This window comes from Streptomyces violaceusniger Tu 4113 (assembly GCF_000147815.2).
In the GTDB taxonomy this organism is placed as follows: Bacteria; Actinomycetota; Actinomycetes; order Streptomycetales; family Streptomycetaceae; genus Streptomyces; species Streptomyces violaceusniger_A.
Genome location: NC_015957.1, coordinates 1,139,428 through 1,163,324 on the forward strand (window position 1 = coordinate 1,139,428; position 23,897 = coordinate 1,163,324).

General features: G+C 69.3%; 19 protein-coding genes and 1 pseudogene. 16 read left to right on the top strand and 4 right to left on the bottom strand.

Features of this window, described 5'->3' with window-relative positions:
- Positions 1-116: 116 nt before the first annotated feature.
- Together STRVI_RS05180 and STRVI_RS05185 are read right to left on the bottom strand one after the other, a co-directional pair.
- Positions 117-1,727 (bottom strand): N-acyl-D-amino-acid deacylase family protein, encoded by a 1,611-nt coding sequence (locus tag STRVI_RS05180; protein WP_014054561.1) that lies wholly within the window; start codon positions 1,725-1,727, stop codon positions 117-119.
- A 46-nt stretch (positions 1,728-1,773) separates the two neighbouring features.
- Entirely contained in the window at positions 1,774-3,063 is a 1,290-nt protein-coding gene (locus STRVI_RS05185; protein ID WP_014054562.1) for an amino acid deaminase, read from the bottom strand.
- Positions 3,064-3,306: 243 nt separating this feature from the next.
- Between STRVI_RS05185 and STRVI_RS05190 the strand changes: the two genes are divergently transcribed.
- The 7 genes from STRVI_RS05190 to STRVI_RS05220 all read left to right on the top strand — a co-directional run bounded on the left by STRVI_RS05190 (position 3,307) and on the right by STRVI_RS05220 (position 12,723).
- Positions 3,307-4,443 (top strand): sugar kinase, encoded by a 1,137-nt coding sequence (locus STRVI_RS05190; protein ID WP_106685840.1) that lies wholly within the window; start codon positions 3,307-3,309, stop codon positions 4,441-4,443.
- Complete coding sequence (locus STRVI_RS05195) at positions 4,440-5,273, top strand: IclR family transcriptional regulator (protein WP_014054564.1); 834 nt, start codon at positions 4,440-4,442, stop codon at positions 5,271-5,273. Before STRVI_RS05190 ends, STRVI_RS05195 begins: the two co-directional genes overlap by 4 nt.
- Complete coding sequence (locus STRVI_RS05200; protein WP_014054565.1) at positions 5,270-5,683, top strand: RidA family protein; 414 nt, start codon at positions 5,270-5,272, stop codon at positions 5,681-5,683. Before STRVI_RS05195 ends, STRVI_RS05200 begins: the two co-directional genes overlap by 4 nt.
- A gap of 177 nt (positions 5,684-5,860) precedes the next feature.
- A complete protein-coding gene (locus STRVI_RS05205; RefSeq protein WP_014054566.1) occupies positions 5,861-7,333 on the top strand; it encodes a GntP family permease in 1,473 nt (490 codons plus the stop codon).
- Between the two features lie 318 nt (positions 7,334-7,651).
- A complete protein-coding gene (locus STRVI_RS05210) occupies positions 7,652-8,593 on the top strand; it encodes an ABC transporter ATP-binding protein (RefSeq protein WP_014054567.1) in 942 nt (313 codons plus the stop codon).
- Entirely contained in the window at positions 8,590-9,966 is a 1,377-nt protein-coding gene (locus tag STRVI_RS05215) for an ABC transporter permease (RefSeq protein WP_014054568.1), read from the top strand. Before STRVI_RS05210 ends, STRVI_RS05215 begins: the two co-directional genes overlap by 4 nt.
- 6 nt (positions 9,967-9,972) lie before the next feature.
- Positions 9,973-12,723: an alkaline phosphatase family protein gene (locus tag STRVI_RS05220; RefSeq protein ID WP_014054569.1), complete on the top strand. Its 2,751-nt coding sequence runs from the start codon at positions 9,973-9,975 to the stop codon at positions 12,721-12,723.
- Positions 12,724-12,804: 81 nt separating this feature from the next.
- Here the strand turns inward: STRVI_RS05220 and STRVI_RS05225 are convergent, their stop codons facing one another.
- Both STRVI_RS05225 and STRVI_RS05230 read right to left on the bottom strand, forming a co-directional pair.
- On the bottom strand, positions 12,805-13,032 hold the full coding sequence (locus STRVI_RS05225) for a DUF397 domain-containing protein (RefSeq protein WP_014054570.1): 228 nt from the start codon (positions 13,030-13,032) through the stop codon (positions 12,805-12,807).
- Positions 13,019-13,843 carry a helix-turn-helix domain-containing protein gene (locus tag STRVI_RS05230; RefSeq protein WP_014054571.1) on the bottom strand — a complete coding sequence of 275 codons (825 nt, stop codon included), beginning with the start codon at positions 13,841-13,843 and terminating at the stop codon, positions 13,019-13,021. The genes STRVI_RS05225 and STRVI_RS05230 overlap by 14 nt, the downstream gene beginning before the upstream one ends.
- A gap of 292 nt (positions 13,844-14,135) precedes the next feature.
- Here STRVI_RS05230 and STRVI_RS05235 point away from each other — a divergent pair, with 292 nt between their 5' ends.
- The 9 genes and pseudogenes from STRVI_RS05235 to STRVI_RS05265 all read left to right on the top strand — a co-directional run.
- On the top strand, positions 14,136-14,480 hold the full coding sequence (locus STRVI_RS05235) for a hypothetical protein (protein WP_014054572.1): 345 nt from the start codon (positions 14,136-14,138) through the stop codon (positions 14,478-14,480).
- Between the two features lie 65 nt (positions 14,481-14,545).
- Positions 14,546-14,728, top strand: a complete 183-nt coding sequence (locus tag STRVI_RS05240; protein WP_251982562.1) for a hypothetical protein — start codon at positions 14,546-14,548, stop codon at positions 14,726-14,728.
- Between the two features lie 401 nt (positions 14,729-15,129).
- Positions 15,130-16,371 carry a methyltransferase, FxLD system gene (fxlM, locus tag STRVI_RS05245; RefSeq protein WP_014054574.1) on the top strand — a complete coding sequence of 414 codons (1,242 nt, stop codon included), beginning with the start codon at positions 15,130-15,132 and terminating at the stop codon, positions 16,369-16,371.
- A gap of 38 nt (positions 16,372-16,409) precedes the next feature.
- Positions 16,410-16,583 (top strand): FxLD family lanthipeptide, encoded by a 174-nt coding sequence (locus STRVI_RS47470; protein WP_014054575.1) that lies wholly within the window; start codon positions 16,410-16,412, stop codon positions 16,581-16,583.
- A 93-nt stretch (positions 16,584-16,676) separates the two neighbouring features.
- Positions 16,677-19,802: a lantibiotic dehydratase gene (locus STRVI_RS05250; RefSeq protein ID WP_014054576.1), complete on the top strand. Its 3,126-nt coding sequence runs from the start codon at positions 16,677-16,679 to the stop codon at positions 19,800-19,802.
- Positions 19,799-21,031 (top strand): lanthionine synthetase C family protein, encoded by a 1,233-nt coding sequence (locus STRVI_RS05255; RefSeq protein WP_014054577.1) that lies wholly within the window; start codon positions 19,799-19,801, stop codon positions 21,029-21,031. Before STRVI_RS05250 ends, STRVI_RS05255 begins: the two co-directional genes overlap by 4 nt.
- Before the next feature lie 22 nt (positions 21,032-21,053).
- The gene (locus STRVI_RS05260) at positions 21,054-22,097 is read left to right on the top strand and encodes a thiopeptide-type bacteriocin biosynthesis protein (protein ID WP_014054578.1); all 1,044 of its coding nucleotides are present in this window, start codon (positions 21,054-21,056) and stop codon (positions 22,095-22,097) included.
- A gap of 71 nt (positions 22,098-22,168) precedes the next feature.
- Entirely contained in the window at positions 22,169-23,062 is an 894-nt protein-coding gene (locus tag STRVI_RS47475) for a hypothetical protein (protein ID WP_251982563.1), read from the top strand.
- Positions 23,063-23,529: 467 nt separating this feature from the next.
- Positions 23,530-23,892: pseudogene (locus STRVI_RS05265) on the top strand (ABC transporter ATP-binding protein); the annotation flags it as partial.
- Positions 23,893-23,897 lie beyond the last annotated feature (5 nt).

The window sequence follows — 23,897 nt, forward strand, 5'->3', positions numbered from 1 at the left end:
GCGGGCGGTGGGTGCCGGTGCCGGGGGTGGTCGGGGCTCGGTCCGCTGTGCGGCGCGGGTATCTGTGCGGGCGGTGCGACTGAGCGCCGAGTCCGGCGCCGATCGGATATCAGGACCTAGGCGCGCCGTACCGAACGTCCCGCCAGGACGTCCGTCCGCCGGCCGTTCTCGATGACGAAGCGGCCGTCGATGAGGACGTGGGGCATGCCGGTCGGCAGGGTGCGTGGGGTGTCGAAGGTCGAGCCCGCGGCCACCGTCTCCGGGTCGAAGAGGACGAGGTCGGCGCGGTAGCCCTCGTGGATCCGGCCGCGGTCGGGGAGGCGGAGGCGGGCCGCGGGGCGGGAGGTGAGGTGGGCTACGCACTCCTCCAGGGTGAGGACGCCCAGCTCGCGGACGTAGCGGCCGAGGTACTGGGGGAAGGTGCCGTACGCGCGGGGGTGGGGCTTGGCGCCCTGGAGGATGCCGTCGCTGCCGCCTGTGTGGACGGGGTGCTTCATGATCGCCTGGACGTTCTCCTCGTGCCCGACGTGTTGCAGGATCGTCGCGCCGAGGTGGTCGTCCAGGAGGAGGCGGCGGGCGGTGATCCAGGGGGCCTCGCCGCGTTCGCGGGCGCTCGCGGCGATGGTCCGGCCGACGTAGCCGGTGAGGGACGGGTCGTTCACGCCGGAGATCTCGATCGTGTCCCAGTCCATCGGTACGCCGTGGCAGCCGTCCGCTCCTTCCACCTCCATCACATGGCGGATGCGCTCGGCCGTCCCGTCGTCGCGCAGCCGCGCGAGCGCCGCGTCGGGGCCGCCCTCGGCCGCCCAGCTCGGCATCATCGCGGCCAGCGTGGTGCAGCCGGGGAGGTAGGGGTAGGTGTCGAGGGTGATGTCGGCGCCGTCGGCGAGGGCGGTGTCGAGGAGGGTGAGGAGTTCGGGGGCGCGGCCCTTGTTGAGGCCGAAGTTCATGGTGGCGTGGGCGAGGTGGAGCGCGCAGCCGGCCTCGCGGGTGAGGGCCACCATCTCCTCGTACGCGCGCAGGGCGCCGGCGCCGTAGGAGCGGTGGTGCGGGCAGTAGTAGCCGTCGTACGCGGCCACGACCCGGCACAGCTCGGTGAGTTCGGCGTCGGAGGCGTACATCCCGGGGGTGTAGGTGAGGCCGGAGGAGAGGCCGACGGCGCCCTGCTGAAGCCCCTCGGCCACCAGCTCCTTCATCCGGGCGACCTCCGCCGGTGTCGCGTCGCGGTCCTCCCAGCCGACCGCGAGCATCCGGACGGTGCCCTGGGGGATGAGGTAGGCGGCGTTGACCGCGATGCCCTGGCCGTCGAAGCCGTGGTCGAGGCGGTCGAGGAACTCCCCGACGGTGCGCCAGGTGAAGTCGATGTCGGAACCGTCGCCGTTCCAGCCGGTGATGGCGGTACGGATCTGGGCGAGGGTCTCGTCGTCCACGGGGGCGTACGAGAGCCCGTCCTGGCCGATGACCTCGAGGGTCACGCCCTGCGCGGCCTTCGCCGAGTGGTCGGGGTCGCGCAGCAGCGCGAGGTCGCTGTGCGCGTGCATGTCGATGAAGCCGGGGGAGAGGACGAGGCCGTCCGCGTCCACCGTGCGGCGGGCGGCGGGGCGCGGCCCGCCGCCGTCCTCACGGACGACGGCGGCGATCCGGCCGCCGTCCACGGCCACATCGGCCCGGTAGGCGGCACCACCGGTGCCGTCGATGACGCGTGCGTCGCGGATGACCAGGTCCATGGGGTGCGTCTCCCTGTGCGCGGAGTGGGGCGGAGCCCCGGAGGGGTCAGAAGCAGGTGCGGATGTAGTCCGTGACCGTGCCGTCCGCCTCCGCCACCGGAATGAGCTGCCACTTGTCGAAGCTGGTGCACGGATGCGAGAGCCCCAGGGCCACCCAGTCGCCGACCTCCAGCTCCGTGCCGTCCGCGACGGTGACCCAGGCGTGCTGGTCGGAGAGGGCCGTGATGGCCAGGCCCGTGGCGGGGCGGGTGGAGCCGTCGCGGGCCGAGCGGATGAGCTGGGGTGCGGGCAGGTCGAGGTCATAGGCCGCGTCCCGCTTGCCCGCGTTGAGGAACGCCTGGCCGGGCTCGGGGCGGGAGACGACCTGGGCCCACAGGCGGAAGGCCGGGTGCAGCTCGCCCTCCTCCGGGACGCGGTTGAAGGGGGTGAGGTGCCGGTAGTGACCGTCGTCGTGGGAGACGTACGCACCCGAGCGCAGCAGCTTCAGCACCGGCCGGGACAGCGTGGGCAACTCCGCGAGGACGTCGGCCACCGCGTCGAACCACGCGCTGCCGCCCGCGCTGACGACCACCTCGTCCACGCCCTCGAAGCGGCCCGCCGCGTCGAACTCCGCGGCCAGCGCGGTGAGCCGGCGCAGCCATGCCCGCACCCGCTCGCCGTCCGGCTTCGGCACCTCGCCCTCGTAGCCGGCCACGCCGACCAGCCGCAGGGTCCCGGTGGCCGCGACCGCGTCGGCGACCGCCGCGCACTCCGCCTCCGTACGGACCCCGGTCCGTGCACCCTCGCCGCCGCCCAGCTCGACCACCACCTCCACCGGCCGTCGCGCGCCCGCCTCCCGCAGCGCCGCGTCCATCAGCTCGACGCCGCGCACCGAGTCGACGTAGGCGATGAAGCGGAAATCGGGGTCGGCGTCGAGCTCGGCCGCGAGCCAGTGCAGGGCGGCGGCGTCGACGACCTCGTTGGCGAGGAAGATCCGCTGGATGCCGAAGGCCCGGTAGACCCGCACGTGGGTGGGGACGGCCGCGGTGATGCCCCAAGCCCCGTGGGCGAGCTGGCGCTCGAAGAGCTGGGGGGCCATGGAGGTCTTGCCGTGCGGGGCGAAGGCGAGCCCATGGGCGGCGGAGTAGCGCTCCATCGCCACCAGATTGTGCTCCAGCGCCTCGGCCGACAGCGCCAGCACGGGCGTGGTGAAGCCGCCGGTGAACAGGGAGCGCCGCTCGGCGGCGAGCTCGCCGACCGTAAGGCCCTCGGCGCTCGCAGGCAGCCCCTTGAAGCGGTGGTCCACGCGCTCCTGCGCGAGAGCGGCGATGGCCTGGTCGCTGTGGTCGGTGGCCATGGAGGCGCCTCCATTACAGATTCCGGTTGCAATCTCTGCAACGTTCATTGCGCATATCGCTTAGCGCTGTCTAACATCCCGCCCAGCACCGGGTCAACGGTGTGTGGCTGACCCCCATCCGTCCACCCACGAGGAGCGAGACCAACCGTGTCCCCTCTCCCCAGCGTCGAGGCCGCCGATGGTGTTGCTGATGTCGTCGATGACGTCATCGATGTCGTCGACGTCGTCTGCCTCGGCGAGTCGATGGTGACCTTCGTGCCGTCCCGCCCGGGTCGGCTGGCGGACGTCCCCTCCTTCGCCCGGGGCATCGGCGGCGCCGAGTCCAATGTCGCCTGTGGCCTGGCCCGCGCCGGGCACCGCGCGCGCTGGATCAGCCGGGTGGGCACGGACGGCTTCGGCGAGCACCTGGTGCGGGAGATCGCGGCCACCGGCGTGGACACGGCCTACGTCCAGCGCGATCCGCACCGCCCCACCGGCATCTACTTCCGCACGGCGGGCGAGCGCGCCGTCGGCTCGGAGCAGGTGGACGGGTCCGAAACGGTGGACGGGGCCGGACCCGCCGACGGGAACGGCGCCGCCGACGGGAACGGACCCGCGGAGTCGCCGGATTCGCCTGAGCCGCTCGCCGAGGTGGTCTACTACCGGGCCGGATCCGCCGCCGCGGCCATGTCCCCGGCGCTCATCCCCCGGGAGCGGGCCTGGTCCGGCCGGGTGCTCCATCTGACCGGGATCACCCCGGCCCTCTCCGCCGACTGCCGCACGCTGATGCACGAGCTGACCGCACGCGCCCCCGGCCGCCCCCTCGTCTCCTTCGACCTCAACTACCGGGTCTCCCTCTGGCAGCGGGAGGCGGATGCCGAACGGGGCCCCGCCGTCCTGCTGGGCCTGGCCCGCGGCTGCGACCTCGTCTTCGTCGGCGAGGACGAGGCCGAGGCGGTCTGGGGGGTGAGCGGCCCGGCGGCGATCCGGGCGGCGCTGCCCGAACCGGAGCTGCTGGTCGTCAAGCAGGGCGGCGCCGGGGCCACCGCCTACGCCCGCTGCCCGGACGGCACCGACGACGTCACCTTCGAACCGGCCCCGCGCGTCGATGTCGTCGCCCCCGTCGGCGCGGGCGACGCCTTCGCCGCCGGTTTCCTCTCCGGCACCCTGCGCGGCCTGCCCGTCGCCGAACGGCTGCGCCACGGCCACCTCATGGCCGCCGCCGCCCTCACCGTCCCCGGCGACCTCGGCACCCCGCCCTCCCGTGAGCACGCCGACCACCTGGTGGCACTCGATGCCGCGCAGTGGGGCACACTGCGGTTCGGCCCCGGCTGGACAGATCTGCCGACTCCCGCCGAAAAGTGGGCCGAGACCGCAGCGGTGGAGGTATCCGACTCATGAGCCAGACCGTCGACCGAGCGCTGAGCATCCTGCCGCTGCTGGCGGAGGGCCCGGCCAACCTGGAGCAGGTCGCCACGCGGCTGGGCGTGCACAAGTCGACCGCGCTGCGGCTGCTGCGCACCCTCCATGAGCACGGCATGGTCTACCGCCAGCAGGACCAGCGCTACCGCCTCGGCGCCCGCCTCTTCGCGCTCGCGCAGGAGGCGGTGGAGAACCTCGACGTACGCGAGATCGCCCACCCCCATCTGCTGGCGCTCAACGAGCGGTGCGGGCACACCGTCCACCTCGCGGTGTACGAGGAGAACGAGGTGCTCTACATCGACAAGGTGGAGAGCCGCTACCCGGTGCGGATGTACTCGCGGATCGGCAAGCCCGTCGCCATCACCGTCGCCGCCGTGGCCAAGCTGCTGCTGGCCGATCTGCCCGAGTCCGAGCGGCGGACGCTGGCCGAGCGGCTCACCTACCCCGCGTACACGCCCCGTTCGACACCGAACGCCGCCGCGTTCCTCAAGGAGCTGGCGACCGTACGCGAACAGGGCTGGGCCACCGACTTCGGCGGCCACGAGGAGTCGATCAACTGCGTCGGGGCGCCGATCCGGGGTACGGACGGGCGGGTCGTCGCCGCCTGCTCGGTGTCGGCGCCCAACGTCGTCGTCAGCGCCGAGGAACTCCTCTCCCTGCTGCCGCTGGTGCGCCGCACGGCGGAGGAGATCAGCCGGGAATACTCGGGCGGCGCCCTGGTGTCCGCACCGGTGTCCCACGCCTCGCAGAACCCTTCCCAAGTAACAGCAGAAACACCCGAGAAGAAAGCCGAGGAGCCCTCCTCATGACCGAGAAGCTGCAGAAGACCCCGATCACCCCGGCCACGCACACCACCCCGCCCGCCAAGTTCTCCCACGGTGTGAAGAAGGGGAACGTCCTCCAGGTCGCCGGTCAGGTCGGCTTCGGCCCCGCCGTCGCGGGCCAGGCCCCCACCCCCGTCGGGCCGACCCTGCGCGAGCAGACCCTGCAGACCCTGCGCAATGTGCAGGCCGTACTGGAGGAGGGCGGCGCGAGCTGGGAGGACGCCATGATGGTGCGCGTCTACCTCACCGACACCGGCCACTTCGCCGAATTCAACGAGATCTACAACGAGTTCTTCGCCGACCTCAAGGAGGCCCCGGCCGCTCGTACGACGGTCTACGTCGGCCTCCCCGCCGGTCTGCTCGTCGAGATCGACGCCCTCGCCGTCCTGGGCTGACCCCGAAAACCCCGTGGCGGGCGGGAGCGCCTCCCGCCCGCCGCGGGTTCCACCCCTGACTCGTCCTCACCGTCCCCGTCGCCGGAAGCTCGAGCCCTGATCAACCGCACCCACGCTCATCCAGCGCGCGGCCCCCCGCCGTGCGGCGGTACCCCCTACCCACACCCGGAGTTCCCCATGCTGCTCGCGGCCGCTCCCGCTGCCGAGACACCACCCCACACCGGTGGTCTGCTCGCGCTCATCGACGGCACCGCCGGTCTGCTGACCGTCGCCGCCCTCGGCATCGCGCTACTGCTCTACCTGATCATCAAGGTCCGGCTGCAGCCCTTCGTGGCGCTGCTCGGCGTCTCCATCGCGGTCGGTCTGGCCGCAGGTCTCTCGGTCACCGAACTCTTCGGCACGGTCCAGAAGTCGGACGCCGTCTCGCTCATCGAATCCGGTATGGGCGGCATCCTCGGCCACATAGCCATCATCATCGGCCTGGGCACGATGCTCGGCGCGATACTCGAGGTGTCCGGCGGCGCGGAGGCGCTCAGCGCCCGGCTGCTCGGCATCTTCGGGGAGAAGCGGTCACCGCTCGCGATGGGCCTGACCGGCCTGATCTTCGGCATACCCGTCTTCTTCGACGTCGGCATCTTCGTCCTCGCGCCGATCGTCTACGCGGCCGCCAAGCGCAGCGGCAAGTCCATCCTGCTCTACGCGATGCCGCTGCTCGCGGGCCTGTCCATGACCCACGCCTTCCTGCCGCCGCACCCCGGCCCGGTGGCCGCGGCCGGACTGTTCCATGTCGACCTGGGCTGGGTCATCCTGATGGGCATCGTCGTCGGCATCCCGTCGGTGCTCGCCGCGTGGGGCTACGCCGCCTGGATCGGCAAGCGCATCTTCGTCCCCGTACCGCAGGACATGGTCGAGGCGGCCGAGGAGTCCCGGGAGGCGGTCGCGGCCCAGCAGCGCGCCTCCGGCGTCGCCCCGGCCGAGCGGCCGGTTTCGGTGGCCACGGTGCTCGCGATCATCGGCACCCCGCTCGTCCTGATCCTCTGCGCCACCTTCTCCTCCGTCGCGCTGGACCCGAGCACCGGCCGCTCGGTCATCGAGTTCTTCGGCCACCCCTTCGTGGCGCTGACGATCGCCCTGCTCCTCGCCTACTACCTGCTGGGCATCCGGCGCGGCTGGTCCCGCAAGTCCCTGGAGACCGTCTCCACCGCCTCCCTCAAGCCCGTCGGCAACATCCTCCTGGTCGTCGGTGCGGGCGGGGTCTTCGGCGCGGTCCTCAAGGGCAGCGGTGTCGCCCAGGCCCTGGCCGACGCCTTCGACAGCGCGGGCCTGCCGGTCATCGTGCTGGCCTGGCTGATCTCGGTGGTGCTCCGGGTGGCCCAGGGCTCGGCGACGGTCGCGATCGTCACGACGGCGGGCATCGTCACCCCGATGCTCTCCGAGGGCCACTACTCCCAGGCCCATCTGGCGCTGGTCATCATGGCCATCTCGGCGGGCTCGATCTTCGCCTCGCATGTGAACGACGGTGGCTTCTGGATGGTGGCGAAGTACTTCGGCATCTCCGAGAGCGACACGCTGAAGTCCTGGACGGTCCTGGAGACGGTGCTGTCGGTGGCCGGTTTCGTCGTGGCGGCCCTGCTGAGCATCGTCATCTAGCGGACGGCGCCCGCATGACGACGGCCCCCGCATCCCGGCGGAAACCGCCGGGATGCGGGGGCCGTCGCTTCCAGCTCAATTCCGCTCCGTGCCCAGTTGGCATTCACCGCAGCATTCACCATTGCAACTGATTCATGGGAGCATCCGATTTTGATCAAATGATGGCAAAGAATGCTGGCCCCAAAGAGTGAGCTGGTGCTCGGCGACGACGTCGCGAATGCCAAGTCGTTTCATGTTCTACGTAGATTCAACTCTCCATCCCCCTGAGCAGCATGATCAATCCATAGGGTCCTTGAGGTATTTGAAGGAAAGGGACCCATGGAAGAACTCCGCGCACTCCGGGCTCGCGGTATCACGAAGAGCTTCGGTGATGTCGTCGCCCTGGACGGCATCGATCTCGATGTAACGCAGGGTCGGATCCACGGCCTGGTCGGACCGAACGGCGCCGGAAAAACGACGTTGCTCGGCCTTCTGCTGGGGCTCGCGGTCGCCGACAGCGGTCGCCTGGAGGTCCTGGGTACACCGGTCGAGCGGGCACTCGACGCTCCCGACGGTGTCGCCGGCTTCGTGGACGGCCCCGCTCTCTACCCCTCGCTCACCCCACGGCAGAACCTCGCCGCGCTGGCCGCACTCCGCGGCCACGACGCGCGCACGGCGGGGATCGACGACGTACTCGCCGAGGTCGGTCTCACCGACGTCGCCGACGACCGTACCCGCGGCTTCTCCCTCGGCATGCGCCAGCGGCTCGGGCTCGCCGCCGCCCTGCTGACCAAGCCCCGGCTGCTCGTGCTCGACGAACCGTCCAACGGCCTCGACCCGGCGGGCAAGAAGCACGTGCACGGTGTCCTCAGCCGGCTCGCGGCCGACGGAACCGCCGTCGTGCTCTCCAGCCACAACATGGACGACCTCGAGGCGCTGTGCTCCGAGGTGACCATCCTCGCCGCCGGACGCGTCGTCTTCTCCGGCCCGCTGTCCAAGCTGGCCACCGAGAACCGCGAACTCGACTACCGGCTGCTCACCTCCGACCCGCAGGCCGCGCGCCGGCTGGCGGACGACGCGCCGGGGATCCAGGTCGTCGACGACCCCGGGGTGCGGCAGGACGCCGGACTGCTCGTCGTACGCGCCCTGATGCCGGCCCTCGACCAACTCGTGGTGCGGCTGGTGGAGAGGGGCGTCGCGCTGCGCGAGCTCACTCCCATGGTGTCCCCGCTCGAAGCCGCGTTTCTCGCCCTCACCGAGCAGCAGGAGGCGGACAGATGACCGCGGCCCTCACCCGGAGCCGGGAACAGGAACCCGAGCAGGTGACCGGGGGCCGTCGCGTCCCCGTCACCCGCGCCTGTCGCTTCGAGCTCGTCAAGCTCGTCTCCCAGTGGCGGATCCGCCTGCTGGTCCTCGCCTGCTGGATCGCTCCCGCCCTCTTCGTCGCCGGGGTGAGCCAGCAGAGCACGCTTCCCGTCGACACCCTCTTCGGGCGCTGGATGCTCGCCTCCGGATGGGCCGGGCCGCTGGTGCTGCTCGGTTTCGCGGGGACCTGGGCGCTCCCGCTGCTGACCTCGGTCGTGGCCGGTGATGTGTTCGCCTCCGAGGACCGGCTCGGCACCTGGCGCCATCTGCTCGTCGCGGTCCGCTCGCCTCGGCGGATCTTCGTGGCGAAGGCGGTGGCCAGTCTCGCCGTCCTGCTGCTGCTCGTGGCCGGGCTCGCGGTCTCCAGCACCGTCGGCGGCCTCCTCGTGGTCGGCGACCAGCCGCTGGTCGGTCTCGACGGCCATCTCCTGGCACCGTCGGACGCCGCCGTCTCGGTCCTGCTCTCCTGGGTCTGCGTCCTCGCTCCGACGCTGGCGCTCGCCGCACTCGGCTTCCTCGGGTCGGTCACGCTGGGACGGTCGCCGATGGGGCTGCTGGTGCCCGTGCTCGTCTCGCTCGCGATGGCGGTCGCCCAGATGCTGCCGCTTCCGGCGGCCGTGCGCGTCGCCCTGCCGAGCTACGCCTTCATCTCCTGGAACGGTCTGTTCACCAGCCCCCGGCAACTCGGCCCGCTGCTGATCGGCATCGTTGTCAGCCTCGTATGGGCCGTGGTCGCGACGGCGCTGGCGTATGTGCTCTTCGTACGGCGCGACTTCACCAACCTGGCCCACGACGGTTCGGGCCGCCGCGCGATCACCATCGGAGTCCTGCCGCTCGTCGGGGTGGCCGCCGCGTCGTTCGCGGTCGTCGCCGCGACGACCTCGGCGACGGGCTCCGGGATCGAGCAGGACAAGGTGCAGCGCTCGCTCGCCACGGCGTTCGCGCACCTGTACCGCATGCAGACCGACCAACTCAACCGTCCCGCCGTCACCGAGGCCCAGTTGAAGGCCACGGCGTCCTGCAACAAGGGAAGCACCAGGGTCGCGGCACAAGGCCCGGGCAACGACTGGCGCTGCGTCGTGACCTGGCATCTTCCCGGCGTCGAGGCCACCGGACAGGCCATCTACCAACTCGACGTCACTCCGGACGGGCGGTTCATGGCCGATGGCGATGGACCGAAGGAAGTGAACGGCTACTTCCTGGTGCGGACCCCCGATGGGGACGCACCGAACCCGCTGTGGCAGTTCGACGGCAACGTCGAACTGCTCGACACCACCCCGAAGGGATAACCCTCAATGCAGGTGACTCGCCGCCGCAAACTCGTCGAGGAAGCCCGGATCAACCTCATCAGCAGACGCATCGGCCGCCGGATACCGCTGTTGACGGCGGGCACCACCGCTGTCGCCCTCGTGGCCGCCGGCACGGCGCTCGCGCAGACCGACCAGTTCGGCAAGGACCAGGTCGGTCAGGTCACCAAGAATGGCCAGGTCGTCTCCAGCAACCAGTACATCGCCCCGTACGGCGACCGTCTTGTCATCAACCAGGGCAAGATCATGTCGTCGTCGGTCAGCCCGGACGGCACGCACATGGCCGCCTCGGTCACCGACGGTGGCGCGGCCCTGGCCATCGTGGACCTGAAGAACTGGAAGACGCAGCAGCTCGTCAGCAACGCCGCGTCGTCGAACCCCCGCATCAGCAGCAACAACGTGGGCCAGGAAGGCCCGACGTACTCGCCCGACGGCAAGCAGCTCTGGCTGGGCCAGCCGGACGGCTACACCGTGTTCACCGTGAACGAGGACGGCAGCGTCTCCAGCCCGCGGACCGTCACCATCCCGGCGGACGGCTCCCAGCACGCCCTGGTGGGCGAGGCCGTGTTCTCGGCCGACGGCAAGACCGTGTACTCCGCGGTCAACGGCCAGAACCGGGTCGTCTCCCTCGACGCGGCGACCGGGACCATCAAGCGGAGCTGGGCCGTGGGCAACGCCCCGCGCGACATGACCGTCGTCGGCGACAAGCTCTACGTCAGCAACGAGGGTGGCCGCCCGGCCAAGCCCGGCGAGCCCACGATCAACTCCTACGGTACGCAGGTACTCGCCGACCAGAAGACCGCTGCCACCACCAGCGGCACGGTCAGCGTCATCGACCTGGCGAACCAGGACGCCGCGGTCTCCAGCATCGAGGTCGGTCTGCACCCGACCGCCGTGTACGCCAATAACGGCGTGGTGTTCGTCACCAACACCGCCGACAACAACGTGTCGGTCATCGACACGGCGAAGGACAAGGTCGTCCAGACCATCTCCACCCAGCCGTGGGCCAAGGCCCGGGTGGGCTACGAGCCCGACGCGGTGACCCTCACCGACGACGGTCACCTGCTGGTGACCCTCGGCCGCGCCAACGCCGTCGCCGTCTACAAGTTCACCTCCGCGCAGGAGCCGGTCAGCTACGTCGGCCTGCTCCCCACGGACTACTTCCCCTCGGAGATCACCACCTCCGGCAACGAGGTGTACGTCTCCAACACCCGTGGCATCGACGCCCGCCGTAAGGAAAGCGGCGGTCGCGGCACCCACGACACGACGTCGAGCGTGCAGAAGTTCACGCTGCCCGACGACCGAGTGATCAGGTCCTACACCGGCAAGGTCTTCAAGCAGAACGGCTGGAACGGCGAGTCCCTCAAGAAGACCGACGGCACCTCGGCCAAGCCGGTGCCGGTCCCGGTCAAGCTCGGCGACCGCTCGACGATCAAGCACGTCTTCCTGCTCGTCAAGGAGAACCGGACCTACGACCAGGTCTTCGGTGACATGCCGCAGGGCAACGGCGACCCGTCGCTGACCCAGTTCGGCGAGAACGTCACGCCGAACCAGCACGCCCTGGCCAAGCAGTTCGGCCTGTTCGACAACACGTACGACATCGGCACCAACTCCGCTGAAGGCCACAACTGGCTGATGCAGGCCGACAACCCGGAGTACACCGAGTCCTCGGCCGGTGAGTACACCCGCAGCTACGACACCGAGGACGACGCCCTCGGCCACCAGAAGACCGGCTTCATCTGGACCGGTGCGCAGGCGGCCCGCAAGTCGGTGCGGAACTTCGGTGAGTTCCAGCAGTTCCTGACCAAGCCGTCGGGCGCGAGCTGGCAGAACCTGTACTGCGACAGCAAGAACATGGCGGCGACCGGTCAGGACACCGCCTACCCGCTGAACTCGACCTCGCCGATCCCGTCGCTCAACGACGTGTCGGTGCACGGCTTCCCGAAGTTCGACACCAGCGTCCCGGACGTCTACCGGGCACAGATCTGGAAGAAGGACTTCGAGAAGAACGGTCCGTCGAACCTGAACATGTTCTGGCTCTCCAGCGACCACACCGGTGGCCCGGTGAGCCCTGCCTCTCAGGTCGCGGACAACGACCTCGCCGTGGGCCAGATCGTCGACAAGATCTCGCACAGCAAGTACTGGGAGGACTCGGCGATCTTCGTCGTCGAGGACGACTCCCAGGCGGGTCTCGACCACGTCGACGGCCACCGTGCCCCGGTCCAGATCATCAGCCCCTGGGCCAAGCACGGTGCGGTGGACAGCCACTACTACTCGCAGATCAACATGATGCGGACCATCGAGCAGATCCTCGGGATCCAGCCGATGAACCAGAAGGACACCGCGGCCACCCCGATGGCCTCGGCGTTCACCCAGCGCCCGGACTTCACGCCGTTCAAGGCGCTGCCCAACCGGACCTCGCTGACCGACGGGGTGAAGACCCCGCCGTCCTGTGGTCTGGACACCCCCGCGGCGCAGAGCCTGAAGGCGGCGGCCGTGCCGTCGGCCTCGGTGCCGACGGACATGAAGAACGTCGCCGCCCAGTGGGACCAGTGGAAGTCGAAGCAGCGGCTGACCGGTCCCAGCGCCGTTCCGGACTACGCTCCCCCCGCCCAGATGAACCACTTCACGTGGTACGCGACGCACAACTGGGCGAAGCCGTACCCGGGTGAGAAGAAGATCTACGCTCCTCAGGACGTGCCGGGCGCCTACATCCCGTCAGCGGAGAACGACGGCTGACGCAGGCTCACGTGCAGGGCGGCCCCTGGTCGGCGTCATCGCCGGTCAGGGGCCCGCCTGCGGTATGGCCCGCACCCCGGGTCAGATGGTGGGGAACTCCCCGCGCTTGACGGCGGAGACGAACGCCGACCACGCGGACGGCTCGAATACGAGCGCCGGGCCGTGCGGGTCTTTGCTGTCGCGGACGGGCACGGTGGCGTGGCCTCGCGCTACTTCGAGGCAGTCACCGTTGCTGGGCCCGCTGTGGCTGGACTTGTACCACCCGGTGAGGGTGGATGCGTCGGAGACGGTGTGATCAGTGCTGGTCATGTTCGTGTTCCTCCGCTATAGCCCTGATCAGGGCCAGGGAATCCTGATGCGACTCCGCATCGCCCATGGCGAGATCGTAGGCTGACTGGCAGGAACTCACCAGGGCCGGATCATCCATCAAGTGGCCGGTGCGTAGACCTTCGACGTAGGCGACGGGTGCGGCATCGGTGAAGTTCATGAGGGTGACCATGCTCTCGATGAGAGCGTGCGCCCCGATACCGAATGGCACCACGTGCAGCCGCAATCGTCCGGCCTCGGCCATGTCCGCGACCTTGCGCAATTGTTCCGCCATGACATGCGGCCCACCGACCCGGCGTCGGAGTACTGCCTCATCCAACAGGGTCCATACGACAGGGCTCAACGGATTATCGAGGATCCGGGCACGCTCTACGCGGTTGACCACGCGCCGGTCAAGATCTTCAGAGCGGTAGTTAGGGCTGGCTGCGCTCAGCACCGCACGTGCGTAGGCGTCGGTCTGGAGCAGTCCAGGAACGAGCGAGAGACCGTACAACCGCATCTCCGACGTCTGCCGCTCCAATTCCGCCGCGACCGCGAAGTGGTCGGCGAACTTCGACTCCAGATCCTCCAGCCACCGGACGAAGAACCCGTCCGTCCCCAACGCCTGGTCGATCCGCGCCGCGTCGTCCGGCCTCGGCAACCGGCGCCCCGCCTCGAAATGGCTGATCAGCGTGGGCGAGCACACCACGCGCTCACTCAGCGCTTCCTGCGTCATCTCGGCGGCTATGCGGCGGAGCCTCAGCTCCTCGCCGTACTTCTCCCTGGCGGTGCGTGGCCTTCGATCCATCTGCATGGGCTGACTCCCCGAGTTGAAAGGTGCGTTGTCAGGCGCGCCCTCCTAGCAGCGTAGCCAGAACGACCTCCACTCTGTGAGGGAATCGCCACACAGCGTGAAGAGACGCAGAACCCTCGCGACCGGGGTGCACCGGCCCGAGGGCGTGGCCCACCAGCTGAACGGAGCTGATGAACGTGAGCGACCTTATGAGGCGGTTCCTCGCATGCGGGAGTGCGATTCTCGCCTTACTGCCGTCCGGCCGGCATCGGGCAGCGGTTCGGGCGGTGATCCACGGTGTGGAGGTGTCCGAATGAGCGCGATGGCCGGGCTGCGCCTGCTGCCGTGGACGGACCCGAACGGCAAGCCGTGTTATCTGGCGTCGGACGGCGCGAACAGCCCGCTGAGTCGACGTGCGGACACGATCGAGGCCGTACAGGTGTCCATGGGGGCGGAGCTCCTCCGGCACGCCCGGCCACTGCTGGACGACCCCAAGGCAGACGTGCGCGAACTGCGCTTCCTCGCAAACCGGCTGTGTGAGGCGCTACGCGATGTGCTGCGGGTCGCTGAGAGCAGGGGCGCCCGCCTGCCCTCGTACGACGAAGGCGACGGCCCGGACGTGGGTACGGCGCCTGCGAGCGCTGCGGGGTCGTGGTGACCGACTGGCGGATCGGTCCCGTTCCGGGCCGGGGCTTGCGCCGGGTGGACGGTGGGGAACTCGCATTGCCGCTCCAGATCAGCAGGGGCGGGCGGCATCATGCCATCGCCGAGCTGGAGCTGACCCCCGCGGAGGCGGAGCAACTGCACGCGGCACTGTGTTACGCGCTCGGTGAGCAGCCCCCGCCCCCCGATGCGCCCGAGTGCCGTCAGCCTGTCCGCTACCCGGGCGGCCGACAGCGTTACTGAAGACCGACCGCCCTCGCGGCCTTCGCGAGGTGCCGTCCCGGCGGTCTCCCGCCGGGACGGCGCAGACTCAAAGACCACCCGCCCGCCCGTCGTCGGCGACGGACGGGTGCACCACCCGGCAACCGGACCTGGAACTACGGCTCGGTGGCGGACGAATCGTGTGGGAAGGAGTCCCCCTCCACTGGCTCCTCCCCACACAGAGCCTGGACGAGAGGAGGCAGAACAGCGGTGGCGATCTCCGAGACCGCTTTTCAGCCGATCTCCGCAGGCGCCCCCCGCAGCGGCGCGTATCCGACGCGAAGGCGCGTCGTTCTGACTAGCGTGATCTGCCCAAACGTCCAGGACCAACGCCCTTTTCTCCAAACGTAGTTGCGCCGTACCACCGCAAGGGAAGCCCCTCCATGACCGAAGTGACCGCCGACTCGCCCTCGGCAGCAGAGCTGCGAGACAAGCTCGCGAATGAGCTCTTAACCCAGCACGTGATCCAGACGAAGGAGGTCGAAGCGGCGTTCCGGGAGGTGCCCAGGCACCTGTTCGCCCCTGAGGCGACCCTGGAGAAGGCGTATGCCCAGACCCATGTGGCTACGAAGCGGGACGAGAACGGCATCACCATCAGCTCGGTGTCCGCTCCGGAAATCCAGGCCACCATGCTGGAGCAGGCGGGGCTCCGGCCCGGTCACCGTTGCCTGGAAATCGGCTCCGGTGGCTACAACGCCGCGCTGATGGCCTCGCTGGTCGGCGCGAACGGTGAGGTCACCACCATCGACATCGACCCGGACGTTACTGACCGGGCCCGCGCCTGCCTGAAGGAGGCCGGATACCCGCAAGTGCACGTCGTCCTCACGGATGGCGAGGACGGGTGCGCCGAGCACGCCCCTTACGACAGGACGATCGTCACGGTCGGCAGTTGGGACATCCCGTCGGCCTGGGTGGACCAGCTCACTGACGGCGGAACCATCACCGTTCCCCTTCGGATGCGGGGCCTGACCCGATCGATCACCTTCGCCCGAGAAGAAGATCATCTGGTCAGCCACTCGGCGAAGATCTGCGGCTTCGTCACGATGCAGGGAGCTGGAGCGCACCAGGAACGACTGCTACTCCTGCGCGGCAAGGAGATCGGCCTGCGGTTTGATGACGAGTGGCCGGCCGAGCCGGACTCGCTGAACGGTGCGCTCGACACCGAGCGAGTCGAAGTGTGGTCGGGGGTGAAGATCCCCCGCCAGGAGCAGTTCGACACGCTCCAGATGTGGCTGGCCACCGCACTGGACGGCTTCTGTCTCCTCGCAGTCGACCCGAAGCTGGACACGGGCCTGGTCTCCCCACAGAACAAGATGGCCTGCCCGGCCGTGGTCGAGGGAGGCAGCTTCGCCTATCTCGCCCTGCGGAAGCTGGGCGAGGAACCAGATCCCGTGTTCGAGTTCGGAGCACACGCCTTCGGGCCGGACGCCGCCGCGCTCGCCGACACCATGGCCGAGCAGATCCTTGTCTGGAGCCGTGACCACCGCGGCGGGCGCGGCCCGAGCATCGCGGCCTACCCGGCCGACACCCCCGATGACCGGCTCCCCGAGGGGCGAGTCATCAACAAGCGGCATGTCCGCGTCCTCATCTCCTGGTCGACGGAGGACTTGCCTCCGGCGAGCTAGGGCAACCCGCACCATCTCATTCAGAAGGAGCGAACAGCATGAGTATGAACCCCGAAGCCGCGACCACCCAGGTCGATGTGGACTTCACGCTCGACGTCCGCGTCATCGAGGCCGGTCTGCCGGTCCGTGACCTGCTGCGCGACACCAGCGACAACTGCGGCTCCAGCTGCTCGGGCACGGCCTGCACCTCGTTCGTGGGCGACCCGGCCTGACGCTGATCACTGCCGGTGGTGTCGGGCGGACGTCCCGGCCGACGCCACCGGCAACACCTGCCCCCGCACGCTGTCGAAAGGGAAGAGGAGCTGATGACAGCAGGAGCGGACCAGCTGCTGTACCGACTGGCTGGCGTGCCCCTCGTGCGCGCCACGACGCATCCAGACGGGGCGCCTCTCGCTGAGGGACTGAACATGACCGGTTCTCCTGAGGCAGTGGTGGCCGAGGGACTGGCCTGGCTGAAACACGTGTGGCAGCACGAAGAGGCCCGGCGGGCCGTGGAGACCGCCAGCCCCGTGCTGGCCCAGCAGATCTCGGTCCTGATTGAAGGGCGCCCCGCCCAAGCCCGCCAGGTGGGCCGCCTCGTGGCGTCTTTGGCCTCCTACCAGTTGCGCTGGCAGGGGCGAGCCACCCCGTTCGGTCTGTTCGCCGGAGTCAGCACGGCTCAAGTCGGCACCGAAGCTCACGTTCGCTGGGGAGAGAGCCACCGCACAGTCGCCAGGGCGGACGCGCAGTGGTTGGGGGCCGTCGTCACCCGTCTGGAGCAGCATCCCCGCCTGCTGGAACGTCTGACGGTGATCACGAACCCCGTCGCGTTCGTGCGCGGGGACCGACTCGCTGTCCCAGGCGAGCCGCCCGACGACCCTCCTGGTGTGCTCGCGCCGCTCGAGATATCCGTCGGCCACACGCCTCCGGTGCGCACCGCGACGGAGGGTGCTCGCGAACCCATCCGCTTCGGGGAGCTTGTCACACTGCTGGCCGCCGAGTTCCCGACCGCGCCACCGAAGCAGATCAGTTCCCTGCTGGCCGAACTCGTCACCCAACACCTCCTGCTCACCAATCTCCGGCCGCCGATGACCGTCCCGGATGCCCTGGGTCACCTCCGGGCACAGCTTGAGGTGGCTGATGCCGACGAGCTGCCCGACCTCGTCGGCCTGGTGCAGCACCTGCGGATGGTTCACGAAGACCTGTCGTGGCACAACGACATCGCATCCCCCACCGCCGCCCACGCCATGAGGGCAACGGTGGCTGAGCGCATGAACGCGATATGCGACATCGCACCACAGCCGCTGGTTGTCGATACAGCCCTGGACTGCGACGTATCCCTTCCCGAGGCGGTCATCCGTGAGGCCGAGACCGCTGCCTCCGCGCTGCTGCGCCTGACGCCCTACCCGTTCGGCTATCCACGATGGAAGGATTTCCACGTCCGATTTCGGCAGCGGTACGGAGTGGGAGCCGTCGTCCCCGTGACCGAGTTGGTCAGCGACACCGGGCTAGGGCTGCCCGCCGGATACCTGGGCTCGCCGGTCGCGAACACCGCGCGCACGCTGACCGAACGCGACGAAACCCTCCTTGCCCTTGTCCAGCAGGCCGTCATCGACGGTGCTGAAGAGATCGTGCTGACCGAGCCCGTCGTCCGCAGCCTGACGGTCGGCAACCCCTCCGAAATGCTCCCGCCGCCGCGAGCCGAACTCGCCTTTCAGATCCACGCCACCTCGCCGCAGACCGTAGGGAACGGGTCGTTTCGTCTGTTTGTTACCGCAGCCCCACGCCCCGGCAGCAGCATGGCCGGACGGTTCGCTGACCTGCTGCCCGAGGCCGACCGCAAGAACCTCTCCGACACATACGCCGCCCTGAGCACGGACGCCCCGGAGGCCATTGCCGCCCAGCTGTCGTTCCCCCCACGCCGACGGCGCAGCGAGAACGTCGTCCGGACGCCCCAACTGCTCCCTCACACGATCTCCCTTTCTGAGCACCGCGATCCCCACCCTGATCTCATCCAGCTACGCGACCTCGCGGTCACTGCAGACGCTCGCCAGCTCCACCTGGTCCAGCTATCGACCGGCAGGCGCATCGAACCGCGGGTCATGCACGCCCTGGAGGCGGGCACGCTGACCCCGCCGCTCGCCCGCTTCCTCGCCGAGATCACCACCGCACGCTGCGCCGTCTACAAGGCGTTCGACTGGGGAGCCGCGGTACGTCTGCCGTACCTGCCGCGGCTGCGCTACGGCCGGACCGTGCTCTCGCCGGCACGCTGGCTCCTGACGGCCGCAGACCTTCCCAAGCCCGCTGCCCCGCTGGCCGAATGGGAAGGCGCCCTTGAGACATGGCGTCGTCGGCTACGCGCCCCGGAAGCCATCGTTGTGTGCGAGTCCGACCTGCGCCTGCCACTCGACCTTTCCCAGCCGCTCCACCGGGTGCTGCTGAGGAACCGCCTCGGCGCCGCCCGCGAGGTCGAGTTGCAGGAGGCCCCGACCCCTGCCGACCTGGCCTGGATCGGCCGCGCCCACGAATTCCTCCTCCCGCTGCGTCTTGCCCACCCACGTGCCGCAGAACAGACGCCGGTGACGCCATCGCGCCTTCAAGCGATCGAGAGTGACGCGGGGCATCTGCCGGGCCGCTCATCGTGGCTGTACGCGCAGGTTCATGGACACCCGGACCGCCAGGACGAAGTCGTGGCTGAGCACCTGCCACGCCTCCTCGACGGCTGGACCGGCCTTCGGCAGTGGTGGTTCAGGCGTCACCGCGACACCACCCGCCCCGACGCCGAGCAGTACCTGAGTCTCTATCTGCGTCTGCCCAGTCCCGACCAGTACGGACAGGCCGCCACCCAGGTCGGAGAGTGGGCCGCTGACCTGCGTGGCTGCGGCCTTCTTGCGCACCTCCAGCTCGCCACCTACCACCCCGAAGCCGGACGCTACGGTCACAGCGAGGCGATGGACGCGGCACACGAGGTCTTCGCCGCTGACTCCGCCGCTGCCCTCGCCCAGATCACGCTCGCCGTCCGCACCGGGCTGCCGCCCGAAGCTGTCACCGCCGCCGGCCTGGTCGACCTCGCTGCCTCCTACGCAGAAACCCCCGACATCGGCATGCGCTGGCTGATCAACCATCTCCCTCACGAGCAGGGCAAGCTGGACCAGAGCGTGCGGGATGTCGGGATGCGATTGGCGGACCCCCGCGACGGCTGGGCGACGCTGCGCGCCACGCCGGGCGCTGAGACCGTGACACGTGCCTGGGAACGACGCCGAACTGTCCTTGCCGCCTACCGCACGCAACTTGCCCTACAGCGCGAGCCCTACAGCGTGCTCAGGTCCCTACTCCACATGCATCACGTCCGCACCATCGGTGTCGACCCGGACCGCGAACGGGTCAGCCACCGGCTGGCCCGCGCCTCGGCCCTGCGCCAGACCGTCCACGAACGGAAGGAAACTCGGTGAGCGCGCCGACCAGCACTGCGTCCGCCGCCGCGCAGGAGATTGCCCAGCTGCTGACGACGCCCGAACCGCTCCCCGCTGAACTGGGCTGGCGTACGCAGTCCCTGTCCAAGGGGGCGGCAGGTGTCGCACTGCTGCACATCGAGCGCGCTCACTCCGGAGAGGGTAGCTGGCAGACCGCACACTCCTGGGTGACGGCCGCAGCCAGGGATGGGGTCAGTGCTGCGGATGACGCCAACCTGCTCTTCGGCGCACCCGCTCTCGCCTTCGTTCTCCGCGCGGCCGAGGCTGACGGAACCGTGCGATACGGTCCAGCCCGGACCGGAGTGGAAAAGTCCGTCACCGCGCTCACCCACCGCCGCGTTGACCTCGCACATGCACGTATCGACCGCGGTGAACTTCCCGCCTTCGGCGAGTACGACCTCCTTCACGGCCTGACCGGGCTCGGCGCCCATCTCCTCCAACACGCGGCCGGCAACGACGCTCTGGGGCGGGTCCTGACCTACCTTGTACGCCTGACGCAACCGCTGCGGGCCGACGACGAAACCCTGCCGGGGTGGTGGGTCTTCCACGACCCCCAGGTCAAGCAGTCCGATGCCTTCCGTGGCGGGCACGGCAACTTTGGCATCGCGCACGGTATCGCCGGGCCGCTCGCGCTCCTTGCTCAGGCCCGGCGCCGCGGGGTCACCGTAGACGGGCACGACGAAGCCCTCCACATGATCAGTGCATGGCTGGATACCTGGCGGCAGCACGCCGACTCCGGTCCGTGGTGGCCGCAGTGGATCACCCGCGACCAGTTGCGCACCGGTCGGCCCGGTCAATCCGGCCCAGGGCGACCGAGTTGGTGCTACGGCACCCCCGGCCTGGCCCGCGCTCAGCAGCTCGCAGCCATCGCCACAACAGATATCGCACGTCAGCAGATGGCTGAACATGCCCTCGTCGGCTGCCTGTCCGACCCGGACCAGCTCGGCCGGATCACGGGTATCAGCCTTTGCCATGGCTGGGCCGGGCTGTACCAGACCGTCTGGCGGGTTGGCCGTGACGCGTGCACACCGGAGGTCAGCGTGCATGTGCCCGTCTTGGCCGACCGCCTCATTCAGCAGTGCCGTGCTGGTCTTGGCGAAGACATCGGCTTGCTCGAAGGGACTACGGGACTTGCTCTTGCCCTGCACACCGCCGCCCACACCACACCGCCGGTCTCCGGGTGGGACTCGTGGCTGCTCATCAACTGAGCCGCCCCCGGATCAGGAAGGGATGAGGAAAGTGGAAGTTTCGGTCTCGCCGCACCAGGTGGCCAAGAGCGTTCTGGAAGTTTTGGCTGGCGTCCCGCTCTACCAGGCTGCCGCCCGTGCAGGGATGAAGGTCGGCGACCTCGCCGATGCCGTCGAGGTCTATCAGGCCGCGGGAGAGCACGCCCTCGAAGCTCAAGCCGAGGCCGCTCAGGGCTGGTACTCAGTCTCCATTCAATTTGCCGACTGGAGCGCCGCCGAGCAGACCGCTTTTGCCGGCCTTGGACCACAACTGGAGCAGGCAGAGAAGACCGGGGCGCTTGCCAACTGGTGGTTCCTTCGCAAGTACCCCTGCTGGCGTCTCCGCTGTCAGTCCGGCTCCGCGGCCACTCGTGCCGACGCCGAGAGTGCCGTGAGCAAAATCCTGGACAGGCTCATGGCCGACGGTCTGGTTGACCGATGGTGGCAGACCATCTACGAGCCCGAGTCTCTGGTGTTCGGCGGCCCCCAAGGCATGGACGCGGCCCACGATCTATTCCACGCCGATAGCTGGGGCGTCCTCGACTACGTACGCCGTCATGACTCCAGCGCGATGCCGGGCGGCACCCTTGGCCGCCGGGAGCTGTCCGTCCTGCTGTGCTGCACTCTGTTCTTCGGCGCTGGTCAGGAACCGCACGAGCAGGGCGACATCTGGCACCGCGTGGAACAGCTGCGCCCCCTGCCCTCCGATACGCCCGCCGCCCGGCTGACCGGGATGACTGCGGCGCTGCAAGTCCTGATGAAACTCGACACCAGCCCCACCAGCCCTCCATTCAACGAGGGTGGCTCGCTCGCCTTCATAGCACCCTGGGCCGCTGCCTTCGAGACCGCAGGGCGGCGCCTGGGAGGCGCGGCACATATGGGCACTCTCCACCGGGGCGTGCGAGACGTCCTCGCCCACCACGTGATCTTCGCCTGGAATCGCATGGGCCTGGATAGCCGGACACAGGGCATCCTCGCGCGGGCGGCACGTGACACCGTGATGAACCCGTCGACCCTGCCCGATAACCCCTCATGGGAAGGCAGTTGATGTCCACGGAACCCAACGACCCCAAGACCACGGTACGGATGCGAACCGCCCACGGACACGCTTGCGCTGCTTTGGCCACCCGGCCCGAACAAGAGGCAGGCGAGACATGGGGGTGGCGCGGCCGAACGCTGAGCCTGTCCGTCATCGCACCCAGCGGCCCGGCCTGGCTCCGCGTCGGCTGCGCCCCGTCCGGCGAGATCAACGCCACGTTCTGGAACGGCTCCGTTGCGGCCCAACAGGCCATCCCGGAATCGGTACCCCGCCCTCGACTACGCGTCGTTCACGACTGGAACGACGAGCAATGGACGTACCGCGCGGAACTGTACGAACGGGTCACCGCCCGGCCCGCCTCCCCAACCTCCGCACTGACCATTGCCCCGGAACTGCCGGCCACCTGGTGGAGAACCGTTCGCGCCGTGCTACATGACATCGCTCCGGTGCCCACCGACCGCTTCACCGTGCGCCAGCCCTTCCTCGAACGCGCCATGCCACAGTTCCTCGGCACACCGATCGACACCACACCACCGTCATGGTCGACGACGCATGGTGACTTCCACTGGGCGAACCTCTGCGCGCCCGAACTCCACATATTCGACTGGGAAGGTTGGGGCCTCGCTCCAACGGGCTACGACGCTGCCGTGCTCCACAGCTACAGCCTGCTCATCCCCTCCGTCGCCGCCTGCGTCCGCCGCGAACTGAACGACGTGCTTAACACCCCCGAGGGCTGGTTCGCCGAACTCGCCGTCATCACTCAGATCCTCCACAGCACGACTCATGGTGACAACCTCGACCTCGCCAAGCCACTTCGCCGCCGCGCTGAACATCTGCTGGGACGTCCGGTTCCCCCACCAAGCGGCCCGACCGTTGCCCCAGGGGCCCTTGAACGAATCACGCCGACAAGTCCCCGCGCAGAGTGCGGATCACCGCTCCCGGCTCAGCAGGGCGACGGGCAGGCCGCGACATGAGCACACACCCGCACCACAGCATTGCAGGCAGCAGTCCAATCGCACATCGCGTGGTCTCGCACTTTCCCCTGGTGTGCCGGCCCCGCCTGACCTGCCCAGATCTCGAAACCCGGATCGCGGAGGTGCAGAGGTATGCGAATTCCTGCGAAGAACGGGCAGAACTGGCCAAGCGGCGTCACCGAGCCTGCGTGGTCTGGAACCTAGCGGCGCTGATCGCGATTGAGCGAGAACGGTCTCGGTCCGCGAAAACCTCATCCGCCACATGCCTATCGGCATCGGCGATTCGGCCAATCCTCTCCGCTCGGGAACGGCCCCAACACCATGTCCGCATATTCGACCCCTTGCGTTTCAAGGACCCCACGGCGTCCGGAATCGAGCGCGTTCGATTCCGGCGCCGCGTCGTTATGCCGTGCACCGCCGAGCCACCCAGGTGCGGCCCCCGACCCCCAGGAGGGACACAGGTGACTGTGACTGACGCCTCGACTGCAAACTCTGAGACGCCGCCCCCTCCGCCACCTGCGGAGATCCGCTACAGCGGCGAATACTCCATCAACCCGCTCGGCGACGTGTCCTTCACGCACATGGGCGCCCGCCTGCCGTCCGTGCTGCGCCGCATCTGTCGAATGGCATGGCATCTCGACCGCACTGCCGTTCTTCTCCTCGCCGCCTGCCAACTGGTCACAGGCGCCGCCGCCGCGGTCGGCCTGGCCGCGACCGCCCGCGCCATGCAGCCGATCCTTGGACCCGGAGCCGTGGCCGACCGCCTTCATCAGGCGCTGCCCGCGCTGCCCGCGCTGCCCGTCGTGGCCGGCGCGGCGGCACTCGGGCGGCTCTC